We start from the raw sequence: 23727 nt of genomic DNA on the forward strand, positions 1-23727 counted from the left end.
ACGTCGTGAGCAAGAACAAGATCGACAGGCTCGACGGCTTCGCGGTCATCACGGGAGCGTCGAGCGGTATCGGCCTCGAACTCGCGCGGCGGGCGGGCGAGGATGGAGCCGCGCTGCTTCTCGTCGCCGATCGTCCGTTGGACGAGGGAGTGGCTGCCGCACAGGAGGCGGGAGCGAGCGAGGTCGAAACGCTGCGCACCGATCTGGCCACGGAAGACGGCGTCGACGCGCTCATCGAGGCCATCGGCATGCGGCGCGTCGATGCCCTGATCGCGAACGCCGGTCATGGTCAGGGCGGGACGTTCCTCGGGACCGACTGGCGGTCGATCAAGTCCATCCTCGATACCAACGTGACGGGTACCATCTCGCTCATCCACCAGGTCGGCCGAAGGATGCTGGAGGCGAACCACGGACGCATTCTCGTCACCGGGTCGATCGTCGGGGCCATGCCCGGGCCCTTCAACCTCATCTACAATTCCACGAAGGCATTCATCGACGACTTCGTGGTGGGGCTTGCCGAAGAGCTGAAGGACAGCGCGGTAACCGTTTCCAGCCTGCTTCCCGGCGCGACCGATACGCAATTCTTCGAGCGCGCAGACCTCGACGCCGGCGGGATGGGCGATGCGCCCAAGGCAGACCCCAGGAAAGTCGCGCGCGATGGCTATCAGGCCATGCTCGACGGCGAGACGCAGGAGGTCAGCGGATTTCTCAACAAGCTGCAGTTCCTCGCCGCCGGGATCATCCCCGACGAGATCATGGCGAAAGTCCATCGCCGGATGATGGAGCCCGCGGTCGAGAAATGACCGAAGCGCGCTGGGGACGGCAACGCCAGTCGGGAATTCCGATGGGACGCGCCCTCATCGGTCGCGCATAAAGGGGGTTTGCCGATCAAGCGGTGCTTGCGCTCCCCTCGAAGGGACCAGGACGACGACGCCGTATCCTTTTCCTTCCAGACCCACGTCCGCCTCGAAACGCGAGCCAAGGACCTCGCTCAGGCGCCGCATCAGAGCGCTGCCCTGGCCCTTCTCCGCTTTTGCGCGCTTCCCGGTTCCATTGTCCTTGACCTCCAGCCGAATACCTTCGTGATCGGTGTGCAGGACGACCTCGATCCGGCCGCCACGCCCCTTAGGAAAGGCATATTTCAGGGCGTTGATGACGAGTTCGCTCGCGATCAGAACCAGGGCACGACGTTTCTCCGGTGGCAGTTTCACCGAGCCGACCCTCAATTCGCAGCGGATACCGCGCGCCTTTCCGAAGCTGCGTGTGAGCCCAACTGCGATAGCGGAAAGAATGTCGCCGCATTCGACGTCAGCCGACCGGCCTTCGATCCTCGAAAGCTCCGCGAACAAGGTCGACAGAGATCGAATCTCGTCCGCCTCCTCGGAATCCAGCCAGGCACGCGATGGGTGGCACCCGACGTCCGCTAGCGACATCGCCAACTGCGCCATGTTGCGGGCGCGGTGGACGGCATCGGCCTGCCAAAGCGGTTGGTTTGTGTTTTCACACTCCACGTACGATGATTCGGCTTTGCCATTGGAGGGGGCGAAGAGGCCCAGCATTCGACGTTCCATCGCTACCGATGGAGCCCGACGATCGCTTTTAGATGATTTCGGTTCCTCTTGCATGACGCCCCGTGTCCTGATGTTCCCACGGGATCATAACTTCGTGGCAGGGCGAAACCTTAAGGCGGATCAAGTTCCGTACAGACGCTACATATTCAAGATTGCCAGCAACATCATCCTCGAAGAACCGACCGCGCTGGGAGCGCTCAGACGGCGCCGGCGGACGCCAGCTTGCGGGCGGCTCGGAACGAGATCATGCGACGGCGATCTTCATCCCAAAGAGCTAGGCGAACGTTGCGAAAGCTTTCGCCCAACGTCACCCGCCCTATCCCCCTGAGCGCTTCCGTCTCTTTCATGGCGTCCGGCAGCCGATAGAAGGGAATGCGGCTCACGAGGTGGTGGATGTGGTGATAGCCGATGTTTCCGCTGAACCAGTGTAACAAGCGCGGCAATGCGTAGAAGCTGCTGCCGTAGATCGCGGCAGCATGGAAGGTCCACTCCTTCTCGTCCGACCACGACGTCTCCTCGAACTGGTGCTGGACGAAGAACAGCCAGACGCCGAACGTCGCGGCGACGAGGACGATGGGAAGAAGAACCAGCACGACCGTGCCGATTCCCCAGGCCAGCGACAACGCGCCGAACAGGGCCAGGGCCGCGGCGTTGGTTCCCATTGCGCTCGTCCACGGTCGCCAGCCGGCCTTCATCTGGCCCACGGGCAATCGGTGACGCAGCAGGAAGAGATAGGCAGGCCCGATACCGAACATGACGATGGGATGCCGGTAGAGCCGGTAGACAAGGCGACGGGATCGCGACAGCGATCGATATTCGGCGACGGTGAGCGTGTCGATGTCGCCGGTGCCACGTCGCCCGAGGTTGCCCGACGTGGCATGGTGACTGGCGTGCGACGTCTTCCATACCCGATAGGGAGTGAAGGTCAGGACCCCCAGGCAGGCTCCCACCAGATCGTTCGCCCGTCGTGTAGGCAGGAAGGCGCCATGCCCGCAGTCGTGTTGGATCACGAAGAGCCGCAACAGCAATCCGCCGGCGGGGGCTGCAAGAAGGAGAACAAGAGGCCAGCCTGCCTGTACGCCGATCAGCATGACCGTGGATGCAGCCAGCAACAGGCCAAGCGTCACGACAAGCTCGAAGACGCTGCGCATCACCCAGGGCTTGGCGTGGCCGGACAACCGCTTTCCCAAGACCTTCAAATCGGATGGGTCGCGCTCGATCTCGAGGCTCGCGATGCGGGAGCGATCGTACATCTGGGTCAAACGAAACTCACTCTACTCGTCATGGAAATCGATAGGGCCCGCTGTGGTTCGTTCGAACGAACGGCGAGCACTCGCGGGCTGATCGAGCCGCCTAGCATTTTTCGGCTCGACCGGTATTGATCGCAATCAACGGTTGCTGGGCAGGCGCAGCGCCGGCCGATCCAGCGCCCCCGTCGCGACAGGCACCCCTCGCCCGACGTGGTGGCGCTTCCATCGCGTTGAGTAACGTCCGAAATGACTGACGCTGCGTCGACAACCTGCACTACTCCAACACCCTTGGCCAGCGAAAGATACGCTCGATGCGCGTCGACATGCGTTCTGGCGCCCCTGATAACAACATCGGGCTGATGGGCTTTGCCCAACCATCATCCTCGCACAGCCATCCGCGCGCCCCCGAATTGGGTGCTCTACCCGACCTCGGAAGCGTTCGCCCCCGCAAGACTGACAGCGCGGAGAGCTGAATTCAGTTCATCGGGTCGGAAGGGTTTCGAGAGCAGCACGAATTCGGAATTCCTGATGCCTTCTGCGTATCCGGAGATGAGTAAGAGAACGAGATCTGCGTTCTTGGATTTGGCGCGCTCCAGAAATTCCTCACCCGTCATTCCCGGCATGAGATAATCGGAGATGACGACGTCGAAAACGTGCGCGTCGAGCATCCGCAATCCGCTTTCGCCGGAATCGGCCTCGGTCACGGCATGGTCTTCACTACGCAAGATCTCGGCAGTCGACCGGCGGACCAGCTCGTTGTCGTCGACGAGAAGAATGCGCTTTGGAGGGATGCGCTCGGCGACGCCCCTCTCCGCGACGGGTTCGTCGATCGCATCCTCGGTGGCCGACGGGAAATGCAACGTCACGGTGGTCCCCACACCGACTTCGCTTTCGATGTCCAGTCGGCCTCCCGACTGCGCGGCGAGTCCGTGCACCATCGAGAGACCCAGCCCGGTACCCTTTCCGGTCTCTTTCGTCGAATAGAAGGGCTCGATCGCGCGCGCCACCGTCTCATCGTCCATGCCCGACCCATCATCCTCGACCGACAGGGCAACGAGCCCCGGGTCCGCGGGATCGACCATGACGGCGATGGTCAGCGTCCCGCCGTCCGTCATCGCATCGCGCGCGTTCACGGCCAGATTGAGCAAGGCGAGCTCGAGCTGGTTGGGATCGACCATCGCCAACGGAACGTCGGGCGTCAGTTTCAGGTCGATTTCGACACGCGGTCCAAGTGAGCGTTGAATCAGATCGACCATTCCCTCGACGAGTTTGCCGACGTCGATCGGACGCGCCTCCAGCTTCTGGCGGCGCGCGAGGGATAACAGACGCGAGATCAGGGTGCGGGACCGCTCGGATGCTTCCTGCGCCCCGGCAATCAGGCGTTGTGTTCTCTCGTCATTCTCCCGCCGCGACAACAGGTCGAGCGTACCGATGACGGGCGTGAGAAGATTGTTGAAGTCGTGCGCGATGCCGCCCGTCAACTGGCCGATGGTCTCGATCTTCTGCGCCTCGTGCAGTTGCGCCGCCGTCTCGAGCTGTTTGCGGGTTCGCTCTTCGACCCGGCGTTCCAAATCGTCGGCGATGTTGCGAAGGGCCTTCTCGGCCTCCTGCTGGGCGGTGATGTCGGTATTGGTCCCGAACCAGCCCACCACGTCGCCCTCGGAACTCTTGACCGGAACGACCCTGGTGAGGAACGGCGAATAGGTCCCCGACGCGCTTTTGATCGGAAAGACCATTTCGAAGGGCTCGCCGGTCCCGATCGAGTGTTTCCACCGCTCCATGACCGATGGAAGGATCTCGGGATCGTGAACCGATTGCCACCCCCAGCCTTGCATCGAAGCCTCGGTCGTGCCGGTATATTCGTACCAGCGCGAATTGTACCAGTAGATCGACCCGTCGGCGTGGGCGACCCAGCATAATGTCGGAATGCTGTCGACAAGCGTTCGGAACTGTCGCTCGCTCTCGCGGAGGCGCTCATCGGCCTCTTTCTGGGCGGTGATGTCGCGCACGACGCCCGTCGCCCGTGTGACACGATGCGACTTATTGAACAGGGGGCGCCCCTGGGCCTGGACCCAGCAGATGTCGCCATTCGGGCGATGGAAGCGGAACGCGATTTCGTAATTCTGTTCTTCGACGAGCGAAGCGGCAATGGCCGCGTCAACCTTCGGACGATCCTCTCGATCGATGCCCTCCAGAAAGTCGTCCCACGTGAACGGCGCATCCTTTTCGCGACCGTAGATTGCCTTGCACGCGGGCGTGGCTTCGAGCCGCATGTCCGCGAGGTGGAGCGTCCATTGGCCCAGCGCGCCTGCACTCAACGCATCGCGCAACTCCATTTCGCGATCGGCAATCTCGAGGATGCGGGCGCGGGCATCGTACTGGCGTTGGCGGCCGCGTAGCGCGGCGCGGGCAAGACTGACGAACGTCGTGGGGTGAAACGGGCGTTCGAGGAAGGTGACGTTGCGCAGGACCTGGAGATAGCGCTGCGCACGGGGATTTCGTTCGAGACCCCCGCCTTGGCTGGTCAGAAGAATGAACGGAAGGTCGGACCATTGCTCCTGCTGCTCAAGAGTTTCGACCACGGGTTTGAGGTCGACGTTGAGAAAGGCTTCCTCGGTAATGACGGCGAGTCCCACCCCGGCCTGAAGGCTTTCGACAAAGTGCGTGATGTCGGCGCTGATATCGGACCCGATCCCGCCTTCGCGCAGCATCGAGGCCGCCAACTGAGCGTCCCGACCATTGGGCGCAAAGATCAAGGCTCTCTCGGATCGGGTAGTGTGCATCCCGCGTCAACGATCGAGGAGCGGTGTTTCATCCCCGACAAATGTCGGGACGCCTCGTAGGACCCCCTGGAAGCCGGTCAACGGTGGCCCGAGGTCGATTCCGGATTGCGAAATGGTGAATTCGCGGATCGTATCTTCGTGCGAGCCGGTGCGCTTTTTGACCACCGACAAGGCGCGTCGCACTCGACCCGCCGCTTCGAAATAGCGAAGCAGGATGACGGTGTCCGCCAGATAGGTCACGTCGACCGGCGTGCGCATATCGCCGACCAATCCATGCTGCGCGACCGTGAGAAAGGTCGAGGCTCCGCGCCGGTTCAGGAATTGCAGAAGCTCGTGCATGTGCAGGATGAGTGCCTGCTCCTCGGGCATCGCAGCCTGATAGCCGTTGAGGCTGTCGATCACCACGGTCATGGCGTCGTTGTTCTCGACCTGCTCGCGCACCCGTTGCGAGAATTGTCCCGGCGTCAGTTCCGCTGCGTCGACCTGATCCAGCGACAACTGGCCCTTGTCGACCATGGCCTGCAGGTCGATGCCGAGACCTTTGGCACGCTGCTTGAGCAGACCCAGTTCCTCATCGAACACGAACATCGCGGCGCGTTCGCCGCGATCGACGACGCTCTGGACGAAGCTCAGCGTGAGGAGCGACTTGCCGGTCCCGGCGGGTCCCAGGATGAGCGCGCTCGATCCCCGTTCGAGACCGCCGCCGAGGATTTTGTCGAGCTCCTCGTTCCCGGTCCCGACCGTGCTTCGCTCGAATGGCCGGTGATGCTCGGACGACACGAGGCGCGGGAAGATCTTCACCCCACCGGTATCGATGATCATGTCGTGAAAGCCGCCACGGAACCGACGTCCGCGATACTTGATCACGCGCATCCGCCGGCGTTCCGGGCCATAGGTCGGAGCCGATTCCTCCAGCCGCATCACGGCATGGGCGACCGAATGGACGGTCTTGTCGAGCACGTCGGTCGTCAGATCGTCGAGCAGCAGAACGGTCGTGCGGTGCTTCGCGAAATAATGTTTCAGCGAAAGGATCTGTCGCCGATAGCGGAGCGAACTTTGCGCGAGCAGGCGAATTTCGGACAGGCTATCGAGCACGACGAGATCGGGTTTGACCCGCTCGAACGCTTCGAAGATCCGCTTCGTGGTTTCACCCAGCTCCAGGTCGGACGAGTAGAGAAGACTTTGCTGCTCGTTCTCGTCCAGCAGCGTCTCGGGCGGGACGAGTTCGTAGATTTCGATGGATCCGTCGATTTCCCATCCGTGCGATCGGGCGCCGCTGCGAAGCTCTTCCTCGGTCTCGGAAAGAGTGATGTAGAGGCCCCGTTCGCCATTCTTCGCGCCTTCGCGCAGGAACTGCGTCGCGATCGTCGTCTTGCCGGCGCCCGGACTTCCCTCGAGCAGATAGATCCGCCCCCGTTGCAGTCCTCCGGCGGTGACGTCGTCCAGTCCCTCGACACCCGTAAGAGCATTCTCGATCATAACGGGTCGCCTTCTCGCAGCAGGAACTCAGTGTTGGGACGCGCAGTGGGATCGGCCAATTGTGCCGAGACGACAACAAGTTGCTTGGCTTTTTCATGTCGGAGCGCATCGAGGACATTCGAGACCGAATTTTCGATACGCCAATCAAGCGTTTGCGGGATTTTATTTAGCCCGTTCGATGTGGCCTCGCAATGGTGTTGGAGAAGTCCCGCTATCCGCCGAAATAGGACAATTTCCACGCCCAGAACGGGGTCGTGTCGATCGAGAGGCTCCGCCACTGATTCGACGCTTTGGCCTTTCATCGCGGAAGTCCGATAGACAGCCCCAGCTAGTTGCTATTGAGAATGATTATCATTGACCTGTCGCGATCGCGCTCATACGCGGTGGCCGCATGAAGCGCCGCACGATCCGGTTTTGGTTTCTCATGCACAAGTGGTCGAGCCTCGTATCGACCGCCTTCCTGCTCATGCTCTGCGCCACCGGGCTTCCGCTGATTTTCCATGACGAGATCGACGGCTTGCTGGGCGAGGATTACGAGGCGTCGCTTTCGGGTCCGGCTTCGGCCTCGGACGGGCAGCCGCTCGACACGATGCTGTCGTCCGCACTCGAACAACGCCCGGGTGAAGTGCCCTTGTTCATGGCGTTCAGTCAGGAAAGTCCGCTCTTGACCGTGACGACGGGTCCATCCCCGGATGCCCCGGGGTCCGAGATGACGCTCCTGTTCTTCGATCGCGCGAGCGGGGAAGCGCTCGGCCCCGCGCCCACGGGCGGCTTCATGGAATTCGTCCTGACGCTCCATACCGATCTCTTCCTGGGTTTGCCGGGGATGCTGTTCCTCGGCGCGATGGGGTTCCTCTTCGTGCTCGCGCTCGCGTCGGGGGTCGTGCTGTACGCGCCCTTCATGCGGAGACTGCCGTTCGGGACGTTGCGCGAACGACGAAGCCCGCGCACACGGACGCTCGATCGGCACAATCTTGTCGGGATCGTCGCCCTCGGCTGGATGCTGGTGGTCGGCATCACCGGGATCATCAACGCCCTCGCCGATCCGCTGACCGAGCGCTGGCAGACCGGCGAACTCGCCGAAATGACCGCCCGGTACGCCGACGAACCCGCACTCGAACCGGCCCGCTACGGTTCGATCGATGCGGCGATGCGGAGCGCACAGAGCGCGCTTCCCGGCCGCTCCCCGCAGTTCATCGGCTTCCCCGGCGGGGCGTGGAGCACTCCCCAGCATTACGCGATCTTCTTCCAGGGCGACCGACCGCTCACGCAGAACCTGCTGACCCCGGCGCTGGTCGATGCGCGGACTGGCGAGCTTACCGACGCTCGTGCCATGCCCGCGCTCAACCAGGCGCTGATGCTCTCCAAGCCACTGCACTTCGGCGACTATGGCGGGCTAGTCCTCAAACTCCTCTGGGCGGCGATGACGCTGCTGACCATCTGGGTTCTGTGGACCGGACTGCGACTCTGGTTCCGGCGTCGACCGGGCCACGTCGATCGCCGCGTCGACGAAATCCTGGCCGGTGCGGGCCGCAGTCCGGCGTCGGCGGAGAGGACTGTCGCATGATCCCGCCCGCCCGCCACCGCCGCACGCCGCGCGCCTCCCTCCACAGCGTTTTCGCGATTCCCCTCGCGCTTCTCCTCGCCACGATCGTGGGCCTTGTGTCGGGCCTTACCGGGAGCGGTTTGCGCGACGTGTTGGCGTGGGTCCTGCTCGGCGTCCCCCTGTTCGCTCTGGCCGTTGCGTGGGCCCGACGCGGCTGAACCTCCTTTTCATTCGATCACCACAGGATTTCCTCTCATGAATATGCATTTCTGCGCCTGCTCCGTCCTTGCCATCGCAACGTTCTTCGCAACGCCGGCCGCGGCGCAACAGGCGGATGCGAGCGAGAACGAGAACGAGAACGAGACGATCGTCATCACGGCGCAGCGCGACAATGCGACCGAGGTGATCAACGGCGGCGACGCCGGTGCGCTCGGCGACCAAGCGGCCGAGAATCTTCCGTTCAACATCCGCGCTTTCGACGAGACGCTCATCTACAACCAGCAACCGCTGACGATCGGGGAAGTCCTCGAGAACGATCCGACCGTCCGCACGACCTACGGCTTCGGAAATGCGGCCGAACAGTTCGTCATTCGAGGCTTCTCGCTATTCGGCGACGATGTCGGCGTGAACGGGCTGTACGGCATCGCGCCGCGCCAGCTGATCGCACCCGAACTGTTCGAACAGGTCCAGGTGTTGAATGGCTCGTCGGCATTCCTCAACGGCGCGGCGCCCGGCGGATCGGGCGTCGGTGGCAGCGTCAACCTGCTCCTCAAGCGTGCCGCCGAAGATCGCACGCGTGCGACCGCAACCTTCGTCGGCGAGGGGCATGTCGGGGGCAGTTTCGATGTCGGGCGGCGCTTCGGTGCGGGGCGTGAATGGGGCGTGCGGATCAATGGTGCCTACCGCGATGGCGAGGTCTCGATCGACCGCGAGGATCGTCGCGTCGGCGTCATCGGCGGAGCGGTCGACTATGATGGGGGAGCCGTCAGGGCCTCGCTCGACCTTGCGTACCAGGCGGTGCGCGTCGACAGCCTGCGTCCCAAGGTCACGCTGCTCGCCGATTCCATTCCCGAGGTCCCCGGCGCGAGCGACAATTATGCGCAGGACTATACCTATACCGAGCTGGCCGACCTGTTCGGCACCCTCAACCTCGAAGTCGATGTGGCCGCCGATACCTTGGTCTATGCCAAGGCGGGTGCCCGCCGCGGCGATGAGGAGGGGATCTACGGCGGCATCCAGGTCCTCGATGCCGCGACCGGCGCAGCCTCGAGCGGGTTCCACTCCTTCATCCCCTACGAACAGGATAGCGCGGCGCTAGAGACGGGCGTGCGTGCCGGCTTTTCGACCGGGAGCGTGACGCACAGCGTCAATATCGGCGGCAACATGGTTTGGCAGCAGGACCGCACCGCCTACGATTTCTATTCCCCCTTCGACACCAATCTCTACGCCCCCCAACAGGTCGCGCTCCAACCGACCGCTTTCGCCGGCGGCGACCTCGATGATCCCTTTCCGATCACCGAACGGCGCCTGGGGAGCCTGTTCGCGTCCGACACGATCGGCCTGTGGGACGAGCGGATCCTGCTGACGGCGGGTGCGCGCCTCCAGCATCTCGACATCCAGCGCTTCAGCTATTTTGGCGGTGCGCTCGACGCCGAATATGCGAAGAGCGCGGTCACGCCGGTGGCCGGCCTCGTGGTGAAGCCGGTGGACGGTCTGTCGCTCTATGCCAACTATATCGAGGCGCTGCAGGAAGGCGCAGTGGCGCCGCTCGAGGCCGAGATTTCGAACCCCGGCGCCGTGCTCGCGCCGCGCATGTCGACCCAATTCGAGATCGGCGGGAAGGTCTATTTCGACCCGGCCCTGTTCGCGACCCTCTCCATCTATCGGATCGAGCGTCCGGGCGAGGGCTTCGAAAGTGACGGAACGGGCGGCACGCGCTTCGCCTATCTCGGCCAGCAGCGCAACGAAGGCCTCGAGATCACCCTCAACGGCGAACCCATGCCGGGCCTGCGCATCATCACCGGCGTCGCCCTGGCCGATGCCGGCTTCGACAGCGGATTGGAGGCACCCGGCGTGCCGCAATTCGCTGCCAACGCCAATGTTGAGTGGGATGTACACGGCCTCCCCGGACTAACCCTAAATAGCCGTCTCACGCATACCGGGGAGCAGCAGGCCAACGCGGCGAACACGCTGCAACTCGGCGACTGGACCGTCCTCGACCTGGGCGCACGATACGTTTTCGCGGTCGGCGATGCACCGCTCACGCTTCGCCTGACGATCGATAACGTCACCGACGAGGCCTACTGGGCAAGTGCGTTCGACGCGTTCAATCCAGCCCTCCTTCAAGGAGCGCCGCGGACCGCGAAGGCTTCGTTGTCGATTGATTTTTGAGAATGCAGTGCCGTCTCCCGAGGCCAGCGGCTGGACAAGGCCGTTCATTCGGCTGGTGGATCGACGGAGAAAAATTCAAGCACGTTCCCGTCAGGGTCAGACATGCGAAAGAAACTGAAGGGGCCTTCCCTCACGATACCCGGTTGTTCGATCCCGTCCGCAGCCAGTGTTTGAGCGTGTGTAAAGGCCTGATCGATATCAACGACCCTGATGTAGGGCCGAGCGCTGTTGCCGGACGTTGATCCTTCCCCGTACTTTGCACGGTCGACGATGCCGAAGAGCCCTCCCGACACGTCGAAGCCGACGAGCGCCGGCGTTCTTATCTGGGGGCTTTTGGCGAACAACGCCTCGTAGAACGCTACCGACTGTTCGACATCCTCGACCAGGACATAAAGTCCAAAGCGCTGCGTTTCGATCATCGTCACCTCGTCCGGTTGAGAGATTGATGGGGATGGGACCAACAGAAAGGCAGCAAGCGCCGCCACGAAACATCGATTCATCAAGCACCTCCATCGAGCTTCCGCTTGATATCTGCACGCTACTGACAGCATGGTGTCAGCATCATTCGCTTGAGCTTGGGTTATGCGACGCGCCGACCGCCTCTTTGAGATCATCCAGCTCTTGCGGGAGGCACGAAATCCGGTTTCGGCCGGCTCGATCGCTGCCGATCTGGAAGTGTCCATCCGAACGGTTTACCGCGACATGGCCTCGCTCATCGCGCGGCGAATTCCCATACGCGGCGAAGCTGGTGTCGGCTATGTGCTGGAGAGCGGCTTTGACATGCCGCCGTTGATGTTGACGGAGGACGAGATCGACGCTGCCGCGCTCGGCGCAAGTTGGGTATCGACGCGTGGGGAACCCGAACTGGCGGAGGCTGCAAAACGCTTGCTGGCAAAGATAGAGGCTGTCGTTCCGCGCGAATTTGCGATTGGCCTGCGCGAACAATCGACAAGCGTCGCACCGCCCCAACCATCCGACGAGCTTATCAGCGCGAAAGAGATTCGCTTGGCGATCCGCCTTCGGAAGAAGCTGAAGATTCGGTATCGGGATTCGAAAGGTGCGAAGAGCGAACGCGTTATCTGGCCGGTAGTGCTCGGTTATCGTGACGCTGGTCGCATTCTTGCCGCATGGTGTGAGTTGCGACAGGCATTCCGATATTTTCGCACCGATCAAATGGTATCGGTAGAAACGCTCGAAGACAGAATTCCGGAGAGCTTCAATGGTCTACGAGCCCGGTGGAACGAGGCTATGGTGATCGAGCGTGCCCGCTATTCGTCCGCTGCTAGAGCAGCGGGCGACTAAAGATCCTGGTCTGTCTTTGCAGGTCACCAGCGCTCCACTGGAGCATCGCGTTCTCACCGTGCGGATCGACGGTTCCGGGGCCGATATTGGACCGACAGCGCTGAGGAGAAGCCGACCGGGAGCCGCCGATCGATTTTCGGCCCCCGGCTGATCGCATTGGCGTCCTATCCCGGAGAGTCCGACTTTACAGAATGATCGCACTCCGGCCCCTCTCCGGTGCGGAAATCAAAAACGGTTGTTTGTAGCCATCTTCCGCTGCCATAGGGCCCGAAATGTTCACTGCCATAGGTCCTGTACGAAGCATTCTTCTCGGCATCGCGGTCCTGATGCTCGGATCGGGATTCATGACGTCACTGGTCGGCGTGAGGCTTCAGGCAGACGGCGCGTCGTCGTTGGAAATCGGCTTGGTCGCGACCGGGTACTTCCTCGGCCTGTGCATCGGTGCCATGCGCGCCGGGAGGCTGGTCCAGCGGGTCGGTCATATCCGTGCATTCGCTGCATTTGTATCGCTCCTTTCGGCCAGCACGCTAGCCTATGCTCTCTGGCAGCAAGCCGGGTACTGGACGGCGCTGCGCCTGATCGACGGCTTCTGCATCGCGGGCGTCTATGTGTGTCTCGAAAGCTGGCTCAACGAACGCGCAGATCCTGCCGCCCGCGGTAGCGTTCTCGCCGCCTACATGATCGCGCTCTACCTCGGCCAAGGCCTGGGCCAGCAGTTACTCAACGTGAGCGCCGATGCTCCCGCGCTTCCCTTCATCTTCGCCTCGCTTCTCGTCTCGCTCGCCGTTCTTCCGATCGTCCTGACGCGAATGTCGGGCCCCGATCTTCCGCCCGCGGGCATGATGCCCCTTCGAGAACTCTATTCGAATTCGCCCCTCGGCACCGTCGGTGTCGCGATGACCGGCATCATGCTGGGTGCCTTTTACGGTCTGGCTCCCGCTTATGCGCGCGACTTGGGGCTACCGGTGTCCGCGACCGCGAGTTTCTTGACCGCAACCATCCTGGGCGGGGTCGCGCTGCAATGGCCGCTCGGCCGCGCGTCCGACCGGTTCGACCGGCGCCTCGTCATCATCGCCACGTTCGCGGGGGCCACGGCGACTGCCGCAGGACTATGGGCAATCGGCCCAGCGGGGAACGGCACCTTGGTCGCCGCCTTGTTCGGCGGGGCCGCGTTCGCATTGTATCCGCTCTGCGTCGCGCACGCCAATGATCGACTGACGTCCCCGCAACGGGTGGGGGCTACCGGTGCGCTGGTCCTGGTCTATTCCGTCGGCGCCGTTTTCGGCCCCCTCCTGGGCTCTGTTTCGATGGCGCTCGTCGGTTCGGACGGCCTGTTTGCGATGATCACGCTCGGGGCCGGGCTTGCCGCCGCGTTCGGCGTGTGGCGAACCCTCGTCGCAAATCCGGTTCCGGAAGAGGATCAAAACGCGTACCAGCCGCTTCCGCGTACCACGCCCGTTACCGCGATGCTCGATCCATCATGCGAGGGCGTCCAAGATCGAGAGGGGGAATAGGTGGACGATCCAGTTCTGGAAGAAGCGGCACCTGCGGGCGCAAGCCCGCGCATTGCGGTCAACCCGCCGGTCTTTTTTGTGTCGGCCGCGCTCATCCTGGCGTTTGCGCTGTTCGGCGCGGTCGCTCCCGATCTTGCCGGACGATTGTTCGATCGTGTGCAAGCGGGCATCGTTGCCGATTTCGGATGGTTCTACATCACCGCGGTCGCCGGCTTCCTGATCTTCGCCGTCTTTCTGATGGTGAGCCGGTACGGCGACGTGAAGCTGGGACCCGACGACAGCGAGCCCGAGTACAGCTATCTTTCCTGGTTCGCGATGCTGTTCAGCGCGGGCATGGGCATCGGACTGATCTTTTTCGGCGTTGCCGAGCCCATCCAGCACTACGCCACGCCGCCGGTGGGCGATGGACAGACTGTCGACGCCGCGCGCCGGGCCATGGTACTCACCTTCTTCCATTGGGGACTGCATGCCTGGGCGATCTATGTCGTCGTCGGCCTGGCGCTCGCCTACTTCACTTTTCGACGCGGTCTCCCGCTGACGGTGCGTTCCGCCCTCCACCCCTTGATCGGGAACAGGATCTACGGGCCGATCGGTCATGCGGTCGATATCTTTGCGGTGCTCGGGACGATGTTCGGGGTCGCGACCTCCCTCGGCCTCGGCGTTCTGCAGGTGAATTCGGGCTTTGCCTATCTGTTCGACCTACCCGTGAATGCCGGGGTCCAGATCGTCCTCATCGCAGTGATTACGGGATTGGCGACGCTGTCGGTGGTGATGGGGCTCGATCGTGGGGTGAAGCGATTGTCGGAACTCAACATCATCCTGGCGGGGCTGTTGCTCGTCTTCGTGCTTCTTGCCGGGTCGACGGTCTTCTTTCTCCAGGCCTTCGTGCAGAACATCGGCATGTATCTCGGCGAGGTCATTCCGCGCACCTTCCGCATGTATGCCTACGAGCCCAATCCGTGGCTCGGCGACTGGACCCTGTTCTACTGGGGCTGGTGGATCGCCTGGTCGCCTTTTGTGGGCATGTTCATCGCGCGCATTTCACGCGGTCGAACGATCCGTCAATTTGTCGGCGGCGTGCTGCTGGTCCCCGTGCTCTTCACCTTTTTGTGGATGACGGTGTTCGGCAATACCGCGATCGCCCTCGACATGAGCGGACTGGCGCCCATCGCCGACACGGTGGCGGACGACCTTCCCATCGCCTTGTTCGAGGTGCTGGCGCAACTTCCGCTTTCGGCCATCGCCTCCGGCATCGCCACTTTGCTCGTCATCACCTTCTTCATCACGTCGGCGGATAGCGGCGCCCTGGTGATGGATTTGATCGCATCCGGCGGAGCGGAAAACCCGCCGGTCTGGCAGCGCGTGTTCTGGGCGGTATGTGCGGGCGCGATCGCTGCGGTCCTGCTGGTGGCGGGAGGGCTGCAGGCGTTGCAAACTGCCGCGATCACCAGCGCGCTTCCCTTCGCATTCGTGATGATGTTCATCTGCTTTGGCCTCCTGCGCGCCCTGCAGATGGAAGGACGCAGCTCGAATGTGGGCTTCGTGGCCGCAACGCCACCGGCGGGCGGAAGCGGACCGAATTGGCAGAAACGCCTGGGCTCGATCGTTCAACATCATGAAAAGGACGAGCTGCTGTCCTATCTCGATGAGGTCGCCGTCCCGGCACTCTCGGACGTGGCCGAGCAAATCGAAGAGGGCGGGCTTTCGTCATCGATCGCGCGAAAGGACGATTCCGTTGCGCTGTCGATCGACCATGGCGAGCGGGGCGTCTTCGCCTACACGGTCCGGGTGCGCGGCTACCGCACGCCGAGCTTCGCGTGGATCGATCCTAGCAAACACGAGGGCGCCAAAGATCGCTACTATCGGGTGCTCGGCCGCTCCAGTGAAGATGCGGAAGAGCATGATCTGACGGGTACGACCGCCAACCAGATCATTCACGACTTCCTCGCACGATATGCCCACTTCCGGCACGCCACGCAGAACCTGCCGAGCTTCAAGGCTTGAACGGCCGAGCGGCCCCTAGGGCTCTCGATCCACGCCTTCTGTGCCGTCGAGCGCCCGTCTCCGAGGGCGCGAATGAAATGCGGGTTTTCAGCCCAACCGGTGCTGGAAGAAGAACCGAACCATTTCCCGCGATGCATTGGGACCTTCCTGTGACGTGTAGGACCCGTCGGGCGATCCGCCGGACCACGCGTGCCCGGCACCTTCGAGCGACCAGCTTTCCGACATGCTGCGCCCGTCGGCGGCGAGCATCGCCGTCTTGCGATAGGAGCCGCCAGACGGGGCGGATCCTTCAGTAACCGTGCGATCAAGTCCGGACATCGCGGGAGCCGCATCCCACGCTGCGTGGATGCGATCACTGTTGACCGGGTGGACGGTGCTGTCACGATCCCCGTGAAAGGTGATGAGGGGAACATAGGGCTGGGATGAGGGCCGCGGACGTACCGCACCGCTCCCGCGCATTGCCGCGAGGGCGCTCGGCAAATCCTTCGCCGATCCGCAGGCGAGGCCCGAGTGGATACCTGCTGCAGCATACAGGTCGGGAAAAGCGCTCGCCATGATCGCGGCGGCGGCTCCGCCTGCGGAAAGTCCGGCGACATAGACGCGCTGAGGGTCGATACTTTCTGCCGCGATGATCTCGCGGGTGATCGCAGCGATGACCGCCGGTTCGCCCGCGGCCTTGCCCTGGTCGCCCGGCCGGAACCAGTTCCAGCACTTCTGCATATTCGCCGACTGGGGCTGCTCGGGATATGCCACAATGAATCCAAGCTCGTCCGCAAGCTCGTTCATCCGCGTCCCGCGCGCGAAATCCTCGGCCGTCTGGGTGCAGCCATGCAGCATGACGACAAGCGGGACAGCCCGGGTCAGTCCGGCCGGCCTGTAGAGCATATATTCGAGGGAGCCGGCGGCGTTTCGGCAGACGCGCCGCTCAAAGCGCGAGACGCGAGGATTGGCCCGCGTTTCTCCCGTGTTGCCGGACCCGGCTGCCGGAGTAGCTGCGGGAGCGGGCAAGGCGCTGAAATCGCCGCTCGCTTTGGGCGGGGTATATCGCGAGGAAGACCGAGCATTTCCGACGCGCAGATTGCGCTGGATGAGCTCGGTCGCCTCATGGAGCCGACCCGTACGGGTCTGGGCAACGACTCCCGACATGCTTGCGGTGAGGGAATTGGACATCTGAAATACCTTCGGTGGCTGCATGGAAATCATGCAAGGCGGTCGGCGAGGGCCGATTTGACATCTGGAGTTGCGTGGAAAGCGCCAAGAATGGACAGCGAACCGATGGTCTCGCGCGCGAGTTTCGCGTCCACATCATAGGCGATGCTGAGCAGGCCGAGCACGCGAAACTCGAGCATTTCACCCGCGTCGCGGGCCTTTTCCAGATCGGTACGCGTCACATGGCGGATGCCTAGGACCGGCGTGTCGCGCCCTTTCACTTGGCGGGCGATTTCTTCGTGCCGGGCAAGCTCGTTTCGGATGGCGGTCCGGATGAAGTCGGTGCGGTTGGCGAAAGCGCTTTCGCGGACCAGCAGGTCTATCGAGCCGAGGTCGACGAAACCCAGATTGACGGTGATCTTCTCGGTCTCGATCTTGGGCCGATTTTTGGTTACCATCTCTTCGCCATCCTCTTGGATGGTATAGAGATGGCGCATAAGGTAGACCGGCGCAAGGGCCGAGCTGGCATATTTAACTTGTCCTCGGGGACTTATGTGGATTTTGGCCACACCATTCTCGGGGGTGCGCGGGAACGAATTGACCCGCCTGGCATTGGGAAAACAAGCTACCAGCCGGTATCGTCGGTTTCGGGCGTTCGATCGAGAAACGCCGATTCCTTCTATATCGACTTCTAGTCGCCTGCGTGGCCATCCCGGCACGCGGCCACTCCGTTCGAAGAAATAGGTATGGGCGCTCCCGAAAATCTGTCTGATCACTACGTCGAGGAAGCGAATGACGAGGTCCGTGCCGTGGCTGCGATCGCGCAATACCAGCGCGTGAGCCATGACGGCATTATCGGCTTCGGCACTGCGAAGGCCTATTCTGGCGCCTTGGACCGCGACGACACCACCAGGCTCGATGCCATCGCCGACGATATCTACGGTGCGGACGATTTTGCCAGCGAACTGGCTGATGGGTCGGTCAACATAGCGGCCAAGCAGGACAATTAGGTAGACTTCATAGGATATTGCGGCGGTTGCCGTCCCTCCCCTCGTCCAGCAATTTTATCGAAGGATTTGTCGCATGACCAAGCAGTTGGAACTTTCCGATGGCGGTGCGAACCACCAGAAGCCCACGAGCGACGACGACGTAATGACCACGGCGCAGGGCGCACCGGTCGCTGACGACCAAAACTGGCTGACCGCCGGTCCCCGCGGCCCGCAGCTGCTTGAAGATCACATTGCGCGCGAGAAGCTTTTTCACTTCGACCATGAGCGGATACCCGAGCGGGTGGTTCACGCGCGCGGCTATGGCGTCCACGGCGAATTCGAGCTGACCGACCCGATCCCCGATCTCACCCGCGCCAAGGTGCTGGCGGGCGAGAAGGGCAAGAAGACGCCCTGCTTCGTGCGCTTCTCCACCGTGGCGGGCAACAAGGGCTCGCCCGATTTAGCGCGCGACGTGCGCGGCTTCGCGGTCAAGCTCTACACCGAAGAAGGTAACTGGGACATCGTGGGCAACAACATCCCGGTGTTCTTCATCCAGGATGCGATCAAGTTTCCCGACCTGATCCACTCGGTAAAGCCCGCGCCCGATCGCGGCTTTCCGCAGGCACAAAGCGCGCACGACAATTTCTGGGACTTCATATCGCTCTCACCCGAGGCCATGCACATGGTGATGTGGCAAATGTCCGACCGGACCATTCCGCGCAGCCTGCGGTTCATGGAAGGCTTCGGCATCCACACCTTCCGCTTCATCAACGAGGCGGGCGAAAGCAAGTTCGTCAAGTTCCACTGGAAGCCCAAGCAAGGCCTGCAGTCCGTGGTCTGGAACGAGGCGCTGAAGATCAACGGAGCGGACCCTGATTTCCATCGCCGCGACATGTGGGACGCGATCGACTCCGGCGATTTCCCGCAATGGGATCTGGGCGTACAGGTCTTCGACGAAGAGTTTGCGGAAAAATTCGAATTCGACGTCCTCGACGCGACCAAGCTCATCCCCGAGGAACAGGTGCCCGTTCGCATCATCGGCACGATGACGCTGAACAACAATGTCGACAATTTCTTCGCCGAGACGGAGCAGGTGGCGTTCTGCACGCAGAATATCGTGCCCGGCATCGATTTCTCGGACGATCCGCTGCTGCAGGGCCGCAACTTCAGCTATCTCGATACGCAGCTCAAGCGCCTCGGTGGACCCAACTTCACGCACATCCCTATCAACGCGCCCAAGGTACCCGTTCGCCATTACCAGCAGGACGGACACATGGCGATGACCAACCCCAAAGGGCGCGTGAATTACGAGCCCAACAGCTGGGGCGATGGCGACGGAGCCGAGGAAGATCGCGGCCCGCGCGGGTGCCCGATGCAGGGCTTCACCAGCCATCGAGCCCCGGTCGAGAGCCCCAAGGTGCGGGTGCGTTCGGAGACCTTTGCCGATCACTACAGCCAGGCACGCCAGTTCTACATCAGCCAGACCGAGATCGAGCAGGGCCACCTCGGTGACGCGCTCGTCTTCGAACTGAGCAAGGTCGGCCGCCCGTCGATCCGCGAGCGGATGGTCGGACACCTGCGCCATATCGATGCCGATTTGGCGAAGATGGTGTGCGACGGGCTGGGCATGGACAAGCTGCCGGACAAGGTCCCGCTGGCGCGCGAGCCGATCACCGATCTGCCGGAAAGCCCTGCCCTGTCGATCCTCAAGAACGGCCCCGACAGCTTCAAGGGCCGCAAGCTCGGGATCTACATTGCCGAAGGTGCCGATGCCGCCGTGGTAAAGAGCCTCAAGGACGCGGCCGACGCTGCCGGTGCAATGGTCGGCATCGTCGCCCCGCACATCGGCGGCGCGAAGCTCTCAGACGGCAAGATGCTCGAAGCGAACGAGAAGATCGACGGCGGCCCTTCGGTGGTGTTCGATGCGGTCGCAATCGTGATGGGCGAAGCGGCGGCGAAGACGCTGGCCGATGACAAGCCGAGCCAGGACTTCGTGTCCGATGCCTTCGCCCACGCGAAGTTCGTCGCCCACGTGCCGGCGGTAAAGCCACTGTTCGAAGCGGTCGGCATCGCGGACAAGATGGACGATGGTTTCTTCGAGCTGAGCGCGGCCGCAGACGCGAAGGACTTCATCAAGGCTTGCGGCAAGCTGCGCTATTGGGACCGGGACCCCGTCAAGAAGGCCTAGCCCGGCTGGACACTACGCAAAAATGGCTGGGGTGGCAGGATTCGAACCTGCGCATGCCGGTACCAAAAACCGGTGCCTTACCGCTTGGCTACACCCCAGCAGGACGGACGCCTCTATAGCGCCTCGGTGCGCGTTGAAAAGGGGGCGCTTCCCGCCTGTCGCCTAGAGGATGATGTCGCGGCGGCGCGCCGACATGTCGACGACATTCTCGCCCAAGATTTCCGGGCGGCCGAAGAGATAGCCCTGCAGGCTTCCCACGCCCAGGTCGCGCATGATGTCGGCCTGAGCGCGCGTTTCCACCCCTTCGGCAGTGGTCTCGATACCGAGGCCGCCTGCCAGCGCGAGGATCGCATGGACGATCGCGACGCACTGCTGGTCGCCCGCCGCGGCGGCGGTGACGAAACTCTGGTCGATCTTGATCTTCGAGAAATGCGCGCGGCTGAGATAGCCGAAGGAGGAATAGCCCTTGCCGAAATCGTCGAGCACCATGCGGACGCCAAGTCCGCGCAACCGCTCGATCGAGGCTAGCGTGTCGGGGTCGTCTCCGAGAAACACCGTCTCGGTCACCTCGAGTTCGAGGCGGTGCGGATGGAGGCCCGAATGGGCGAGCGCGTTGACGACGGTTTTCGCAAGGCTGGCGCCGGTCAACTGGGCCGCCGAAATGTTGACCGCGATCCGCGCGTCATCCGGCCAGCGCGCCGCTTCCTGGCACGCCTCGTTGATTACCCAGTCGCCGATCTGGTTGATAAGACCGGCATCCTCGATGATCGGGATGAAGCGATCGGGAGCGATCGGGCCACGCGTCGGATGATACCAGCGAAGGAGCGCCTCTCGCCCGACCAGCCTACCCGACTGCGAGTCGACGATCGGCTGATAGGCGAGCCGCATGTCGTTATTCTTGAGCGCCTCGCGCACGTCGTTTTCGAGGAGGCGATGATCTTCTGCCGCCTGCAGCATCGATCGGTCGTAGAAGGCGTAGCCGCCGCGGCCCGAGCGCTTGGCGCCGTAGAGAGCGAGGTCGGCCGAGCGCATCAGCTCGTCCTCGCGTTTGCCGTCGTCGGGACTGCTCGCGATGCCCACGGTCGCACCGACGTTGATGTTCGCAGCACCGACGGTGACCGTCCGCGAGATCTCCGAAACGATCCGTTCCGCCAGACCCGAGAGCGAGTAGCGGTCGCGATCGCCGGTCCAGATCACCGCGAACTCATCGCCGCCGAGCCGTCCGACCTGTCCGTCTTCGCCCACGACCGTCTCAAGCCGCTCGGCGATCGCGCACAGAAGTTCATCGCCGATCGCATGGCCGAGCGTGTCGTTGACAAGTTTGAAGCGGTCGAGGTCGACGAGCAGCAGCGAGCAGCCCCCCTCCCCGCGCGCGTCGCCGAGAAGCGCTTCCTCCAGTAACTCGCGGATCAGGAGCCGGTTCGCGATTCCCGTCAAGGGATCCGAGCGGGCAGCGCCCAGCGCGTCGGCGTTCGCGATGCGCGCTTCGGTGACGTCGGAAGCTACCCCCTTCCAGCCCGTGAGCAACCCGTCCTCGTTATAATGAGGACGACCCGAGATCGACCACCAGCGATCCGTGAAGACCTGGGGAACCACCACGTCGCGAAAGGCTTCGCTGTTGCGGAAGTGGGAAAAAAGTTGCCGAACGCCGCTCGACATGTGCTGGTAGCGGCCGTCGGGGTCCACGAAGCGCATCACCGACATGCCGTGAATGTCCTGCGGCGTCCGGCCGATCGTTTGCGCCAACTGCTTGGAGACTTTCGAGAAGCGCAGGTCGCTGTCGAGCTCCCACAATCCTCCCGATCCGGGCGCATCGAGCTCGCGTAGTAGTTCGACGAGCTCGCCCATCTCCGCCAGCTCCATCTGGCTGCGTGTCTGGATGAAGAGTTCGCGCGCGATCACCATCGACACGCTGGTGACGACCCCGCCAAAGAGAAGCACCATAGCGCCGATCGAATAGGATTGCAGATGGAACGCGACCACCAACCCTCCCACCAGAAGGATGGCGACGTAGGTCAGCGATGCGGGTGGGACATATACGAGAAGGAAGGCGCCCGCGCTGATGAGAACGACGCCGAGACCCGCGATCAGGAGCTGCTGAAGCTGTGGCAGGTCCTGGAACCAGTAGATGGCGGGAACGAGCCACAGGAGCGTGGTGATCGCCGTTCCGACGGTCGCGCTCAGGAAAGTGGCGGGGAATCTTGAACGGTAGTCATCATCGATCGGGAGGCGACGATGGCGCCGGATCATCCATGCTCCAAGCAGCAGGCAGCCCGCCAACCACAGCAACAGCGGTGCTAGCGGCACGTAGGGCGACATTATTGCGGCGGACAGAATCGCGACCGACATATTGCCGGCAACCGTCGTGGGTCCCATTTTGATGAATTGCAGGATCTGGCGGCGATGGACCGCCTGAAGGATGGCCGATCGCCCGCCTTCGAAGGACAACAGGTCGCCGAGCGAGAACGCGGCGGACCGGCCGACGGGGACTTGACCGCCGACAGTCTTCGCCTCGAGCGAACCCCCACCCATCTGTTCGCCCGACCTCATGACCGGCAGAAACCCCTGCTAAAACGCGCATTAATACGCTTTATAGAAGGGTCTTTATCAAAATTCGGTTACGGCTTCAACGCGTTGAATTTCAACGCGAATTGACCTCGCGACCGTTGACCAGATCGTCATAGTCCTGGCGCAGCTGTCGCGACATCTTTCCGGGAGAGAAGGACCAGGGCCCCGCTTCGCGCACGAACGTCACTTCCGCTGCGCTGCCGGTCAGGAAGAATTCCTCGAACGTCGCCAGCTCCTCTGGCCAGATGCGCTTCTCGACCACCTCGATGCCGCGGCGTTTGGCAAGATCGATGACGGTGCGCCGCGTGATGCCGTTGAGGAAGATGTCCGCGATGGGCGTGTAGAGGACACCGTCGCGCACGAAGAAGGCGTTCGCTCCGGTGGCTTCCGCGACACGCCCTTCCCAGTCGAACATCAACGCATCGTCATAACCGCGCCCCTCGGCATGGTGCTTGGACAGCGTGCAGATCATGTAGAGGCCCGCCGCCTTGGCATGCACGGGGGCGGTATGCGGCGCAGGGCGGCGATAGGGCGCGATGTCGAGCCGGATGCCCTTCTCGGCCTTTTCCTCATCGAAATATTTGCCCCATTTCCACGCGGCCACCGCCATGTGCGGTTTGGTCGCCTGTGCGCTGACGCCCATCTGCTCGGATCCGCGCCAGGCGATGGGGCGGACATAGGCGTCGGTCAGGTCGTTGGCCTCGAGCACGTCCTCGCACGCCTTGTTGATTTCCTCCACGCTCCAGGGAAGCTCGAAGCCCAGCATCTTGGCCGACGCGCGCAAGCGCTCCGAATGCTCCGTCAGCTTGAAGATCGTGCCATTGTAGGCGCGCTGGCCCTCGAAGACACTCGAGGCATAATGCATCGCGTGGGTGAGGATGTGGACGTTGGCCGAGCGCCATTCGCGCATCTCGCCATCCATCCAGATGTAGCCGTCGCGATCGTCGTAAGCTTGTACCATGGGGTCATTTTCTCCTGTCGCCGTCGCGTAAA

Annotated in this window: 19 protein-coding genes and 1 tRNA gene; 9 read left to right on the plus strand and 11 right to left on the minus strand. The window is 62.8% G+C overall.

Annotated features, from left to right (window positions below; translation table 11 throughout):
- Positions 1-803 (plus strand): SDR family NAD(P)-dependent oxidoreductase (locus tag WJS89_RS12025; RefSeq protein ID WP_346341219.1); only part of this gene is annotated, 803 nt, incomplete at its 5' end.
- A gap of 54 nt (positions 804-857) precedes the next feature.
- Here WJS89_RS12025 and WJS89_RS12030 read toward each other — a convergent pair.
- The 5 genes from WJS89_RS12030 to WJS89_RS12050 all read right to left on the minus strand — a co-directional run bounded on the left by WJS89_RS12030 (position 858) and on the right by WJS89_RS12050 (position 7385).
- Positions 858-1559: an ATP-binding protein gene (locus tag WJS89_RS12030; protein ID WP_346341220.1), complete on the minus strand. Its 702-nt coding sequence runs from the start codon at positions 1557-1559 to the stop codon at positions 858-860.
- Positions 1560-1768: 209 nt separating this feature from the next.
- On the minus strand, positions 1769-2824 hold the full coding sequence (locus tag WJS89_RS12035) for a fatty acid desaturase (protein ID WP_346341221.1): 1056 nt from the start codon (positions 2822-2824) through the stop codon (positions 1769-1771).
- A 416-nt stretch (positions 2825-3240) separates the two neighbouring features.
- A complete protein-coding gene (locus WJS89_RS12040; protein WP_346341222.1) occupies positions 3241-5577 on the minus strand; it encodes a hybrid sensor histidine kinase/response regulator in 2337 nt (778 codons plus the stop codon).
- 33 nt (positions 5578-5610) lie between these two features.
- The gene (locus tag WJS89_RS12045; protein WP_346341223.1) at positions 5611-7083 is read right to left on the minus strand and encodes an ATPase domain-containing protein; all 1473 of its coding nucleotides are present in this window, start codon (positions 7081-7083) and stop codon (positions 5611-5613) included.
- Positions 7080-7385, minus strand: coding sequence for a hypothetical protein (locus tag WJS89_RS12050; protein ID WP_346341224.1), 306 nt, complete (start codon positions 7383-7385; stop codon positions 7080-7082). Before WJS89_RS12050 ends, WJS89_RS12045 begins: the two co-directional genes overlap by 4 nt.
- 89 nt (positions 7386-7474) lie before the next feature.
- Between WJS89_RS12050 and WJS89_RS12055 the strand changes: the two genes are divergently transcribed.
- From WJS89_RS12055 to WJS89_RS12065, 3 genes are read left to right on the plus strand one after another with little or no spacing between them, the layout of a single operon-like run.
- Positions 7475-8650 carry a PepSY-associated TM helix domain-containing protein gene (locus WJS89_RS12055; RefSeq protein WP_346341225.1) on the plus strand — a complete coding sequence of 392 codons (1176 nt, stop codon included), beginning with the start codon at positions 7475-7477 and terminating at the stop codon, positions 8648-8650.
- Complete coding sequence (locus WJS89_RS12060) at positions 8647-8847, plus strand: hypothetical protein (RefSeq protein ID WP_346341226.1); 201 nt, start codon at positions 8647-8649, stop codon at positions 8845-8847. Before WJS89_RS12055 ends, WJS89_RS12060 begins: the two co-directional genes overlap by 4 nt.
- A gap of 37 nt (positions 8848-8884) precedes the next feature.
- Entirely contained in the window at positions 8885-11020 is a 2136-nt protein-coding gene (locus tag WJS89_RS12065; protein WP_346341227.1) for a TonB-dependent receptor, read from the plus strand.
- Positions 11021-11064: 44 nt separating this feature from the next.
- Here the strand turns inward: WJS89_RS12065 and WJS89_RS12070 are convergent, their stop codons facing one another.
- The gene (locus tag WJS89_RS12070; protein ID WP_346341228.1) at positions 11065-11439 is read right to left on the minus strand and encodes a VOC family protein; all 375 of its coding nucleotides are present in this window, start codon (positions 11437-11439) and stop codon (positions 11065-11067) included.
- A gap of 163 nt (positions 11440-11602) precedes the next feature.
- On the opposite strand from WJS89_RS12070, the gene WJS89_RS12075 reads away from it, so the two are divergent.
- The 3 genes from WJS89_RS12075 to WJS89_RS12085 all read left to right on the plus strand — a co-directional run bounded on the left by WJS89_RS12075 (position 11603) and on the right by WJS89_RS12085 (position 15840).
- A complete protein-coding gene (locus WJS89_RS12075; protein ID WP_346341229.1) occupies positions 11603-12322 on the plus strand; it encodes a helix-turn-helix transcriptional regulator in 720 nt (239 codons plus the stop codon).
- Positions 12323-12594: 272 nt separating this feature from the next.
- Positions 12595-13836, plus strand: a complete 1242-nt coding sequence (locus WJS89_RS12080) for an MFS transporter (RefSeq protein ID WP_346341230.1) — start codon at positions 12595-12597, stop codon at positions 13834-13836.
- Positions 13837-15840, plus strand: coding sequence for a BCCT family transporter (locus tag WJS89_RS12085; RefSeq protein WP_346341231.1), 2004 nt, complete (start codon positions 13837-13839; stop codon positions 15838-15840).
- Positions 15841-15927: 87 nt separating this feature from the next.
- Here the strand turns inward: WJS89_RS12085 and WJS89_RS12090 are convergent, their stop codons facing one another.
- Together WJS89_RS12090 and WJS89_RS12095 are read right to left on the minus strand one after the other, a co-directional pair.
- Positions 15928-17010, minus strand: a complete 1083-nt coding sequence (locus WJS89_RS12090; RefSeq protein ID WP_346341232.1) for an extracellular catalytic domain type 1 short-chain-length polyhydroxyalkanoate depolymerase — start codon at positions 17008-17010, stop codon at positions 15928-15930.
- A 29-nt stretch (positions 17011-17039) separates the two neighbouring features.
- A complete protein-coding gene (locus WJS89_RS12095; protein ID WP_346341233.1) occupies positions 17040-17486 on the minus strand; it encodes a hypothetical protein in 447 nt (148 codons plus the stop codon).
- Positions 17487-17735: 249 nt separating this feature from the next.
- Here WJS89_RS12095 and WJS89_RS12100 point away from each other — a divergent pair, with 249 nt between their 5' ends.
- Entirely contained in the window at positions 17736-17999 is a 264-nt protein-coding gene (locus tag WJS89_RS12100; RefSeq protein ID WP_346341234.1) for a hypothetical protein, read from the plus strand.
- 73 nt (positions 18000-18072) lie between these two features.
- Positions 18073-20166, plus strand: a complete 2094-nt coding sequence (locus WJS89_RS12105; RefSeq protein WP_346341235.1) for a catalase — start codon at positions 18073-18075, stop codon at positions 20164-20166.
- 23 nt (positions 20167-20189) lie between these two features.
- On the opposite strand, the gene WJS89_RS12110 is transcribed toward WJS89_RS12105, so the two are convergent.
- From WJS89_RS12110 to WJS89_RS12120, 3 genes are all read right to left on the minus strand, one after another.
- Positions 20190-20264: transfer RNA gene (locus WJS89_RS12110), tRNA-Gln, on the minus strand.
- 64 nt (positions 20265-20328) lie between these two features.
- The gene (locus WJS89_RS12115) at positions 20329-22698 is read right to left on the minus strand and encodes a putative bifunctional diguanylate cyclase/phosphodiesterase (RefSeq protein WP_346341236.1); all 2370 of its coding nucleotides are present in this window, start codon (positions 22696-22698) and stop codon (positions 20329-20331) included.
- Positions 22699-22807: 109 nt separating this feature from the next.
- Positions 22808-23695, minus strand: coding sequence for a branched-chain amino acid aminotransferase (locus tag WJS89_RS12120; RefSeq protein WP_346341237.1), 888 nt, complete (start codon positions 23693-23695; stop codon positions 22808-22810).
- Between the last annotated feature and the right edge of the window lie 32 nt (positions 23696-23727).

Source organism: Sphingomicrobium aquimarinum (assembly GCF_039655735.1).
Taxonomy (GTDB): Bacteria; Pseudomonadota; Alphaproteobacteria; order Sphingomonadales; family Sphingomonadaceae; genus Sphingomicrobium; species Sphingomicrobium aquimarinum.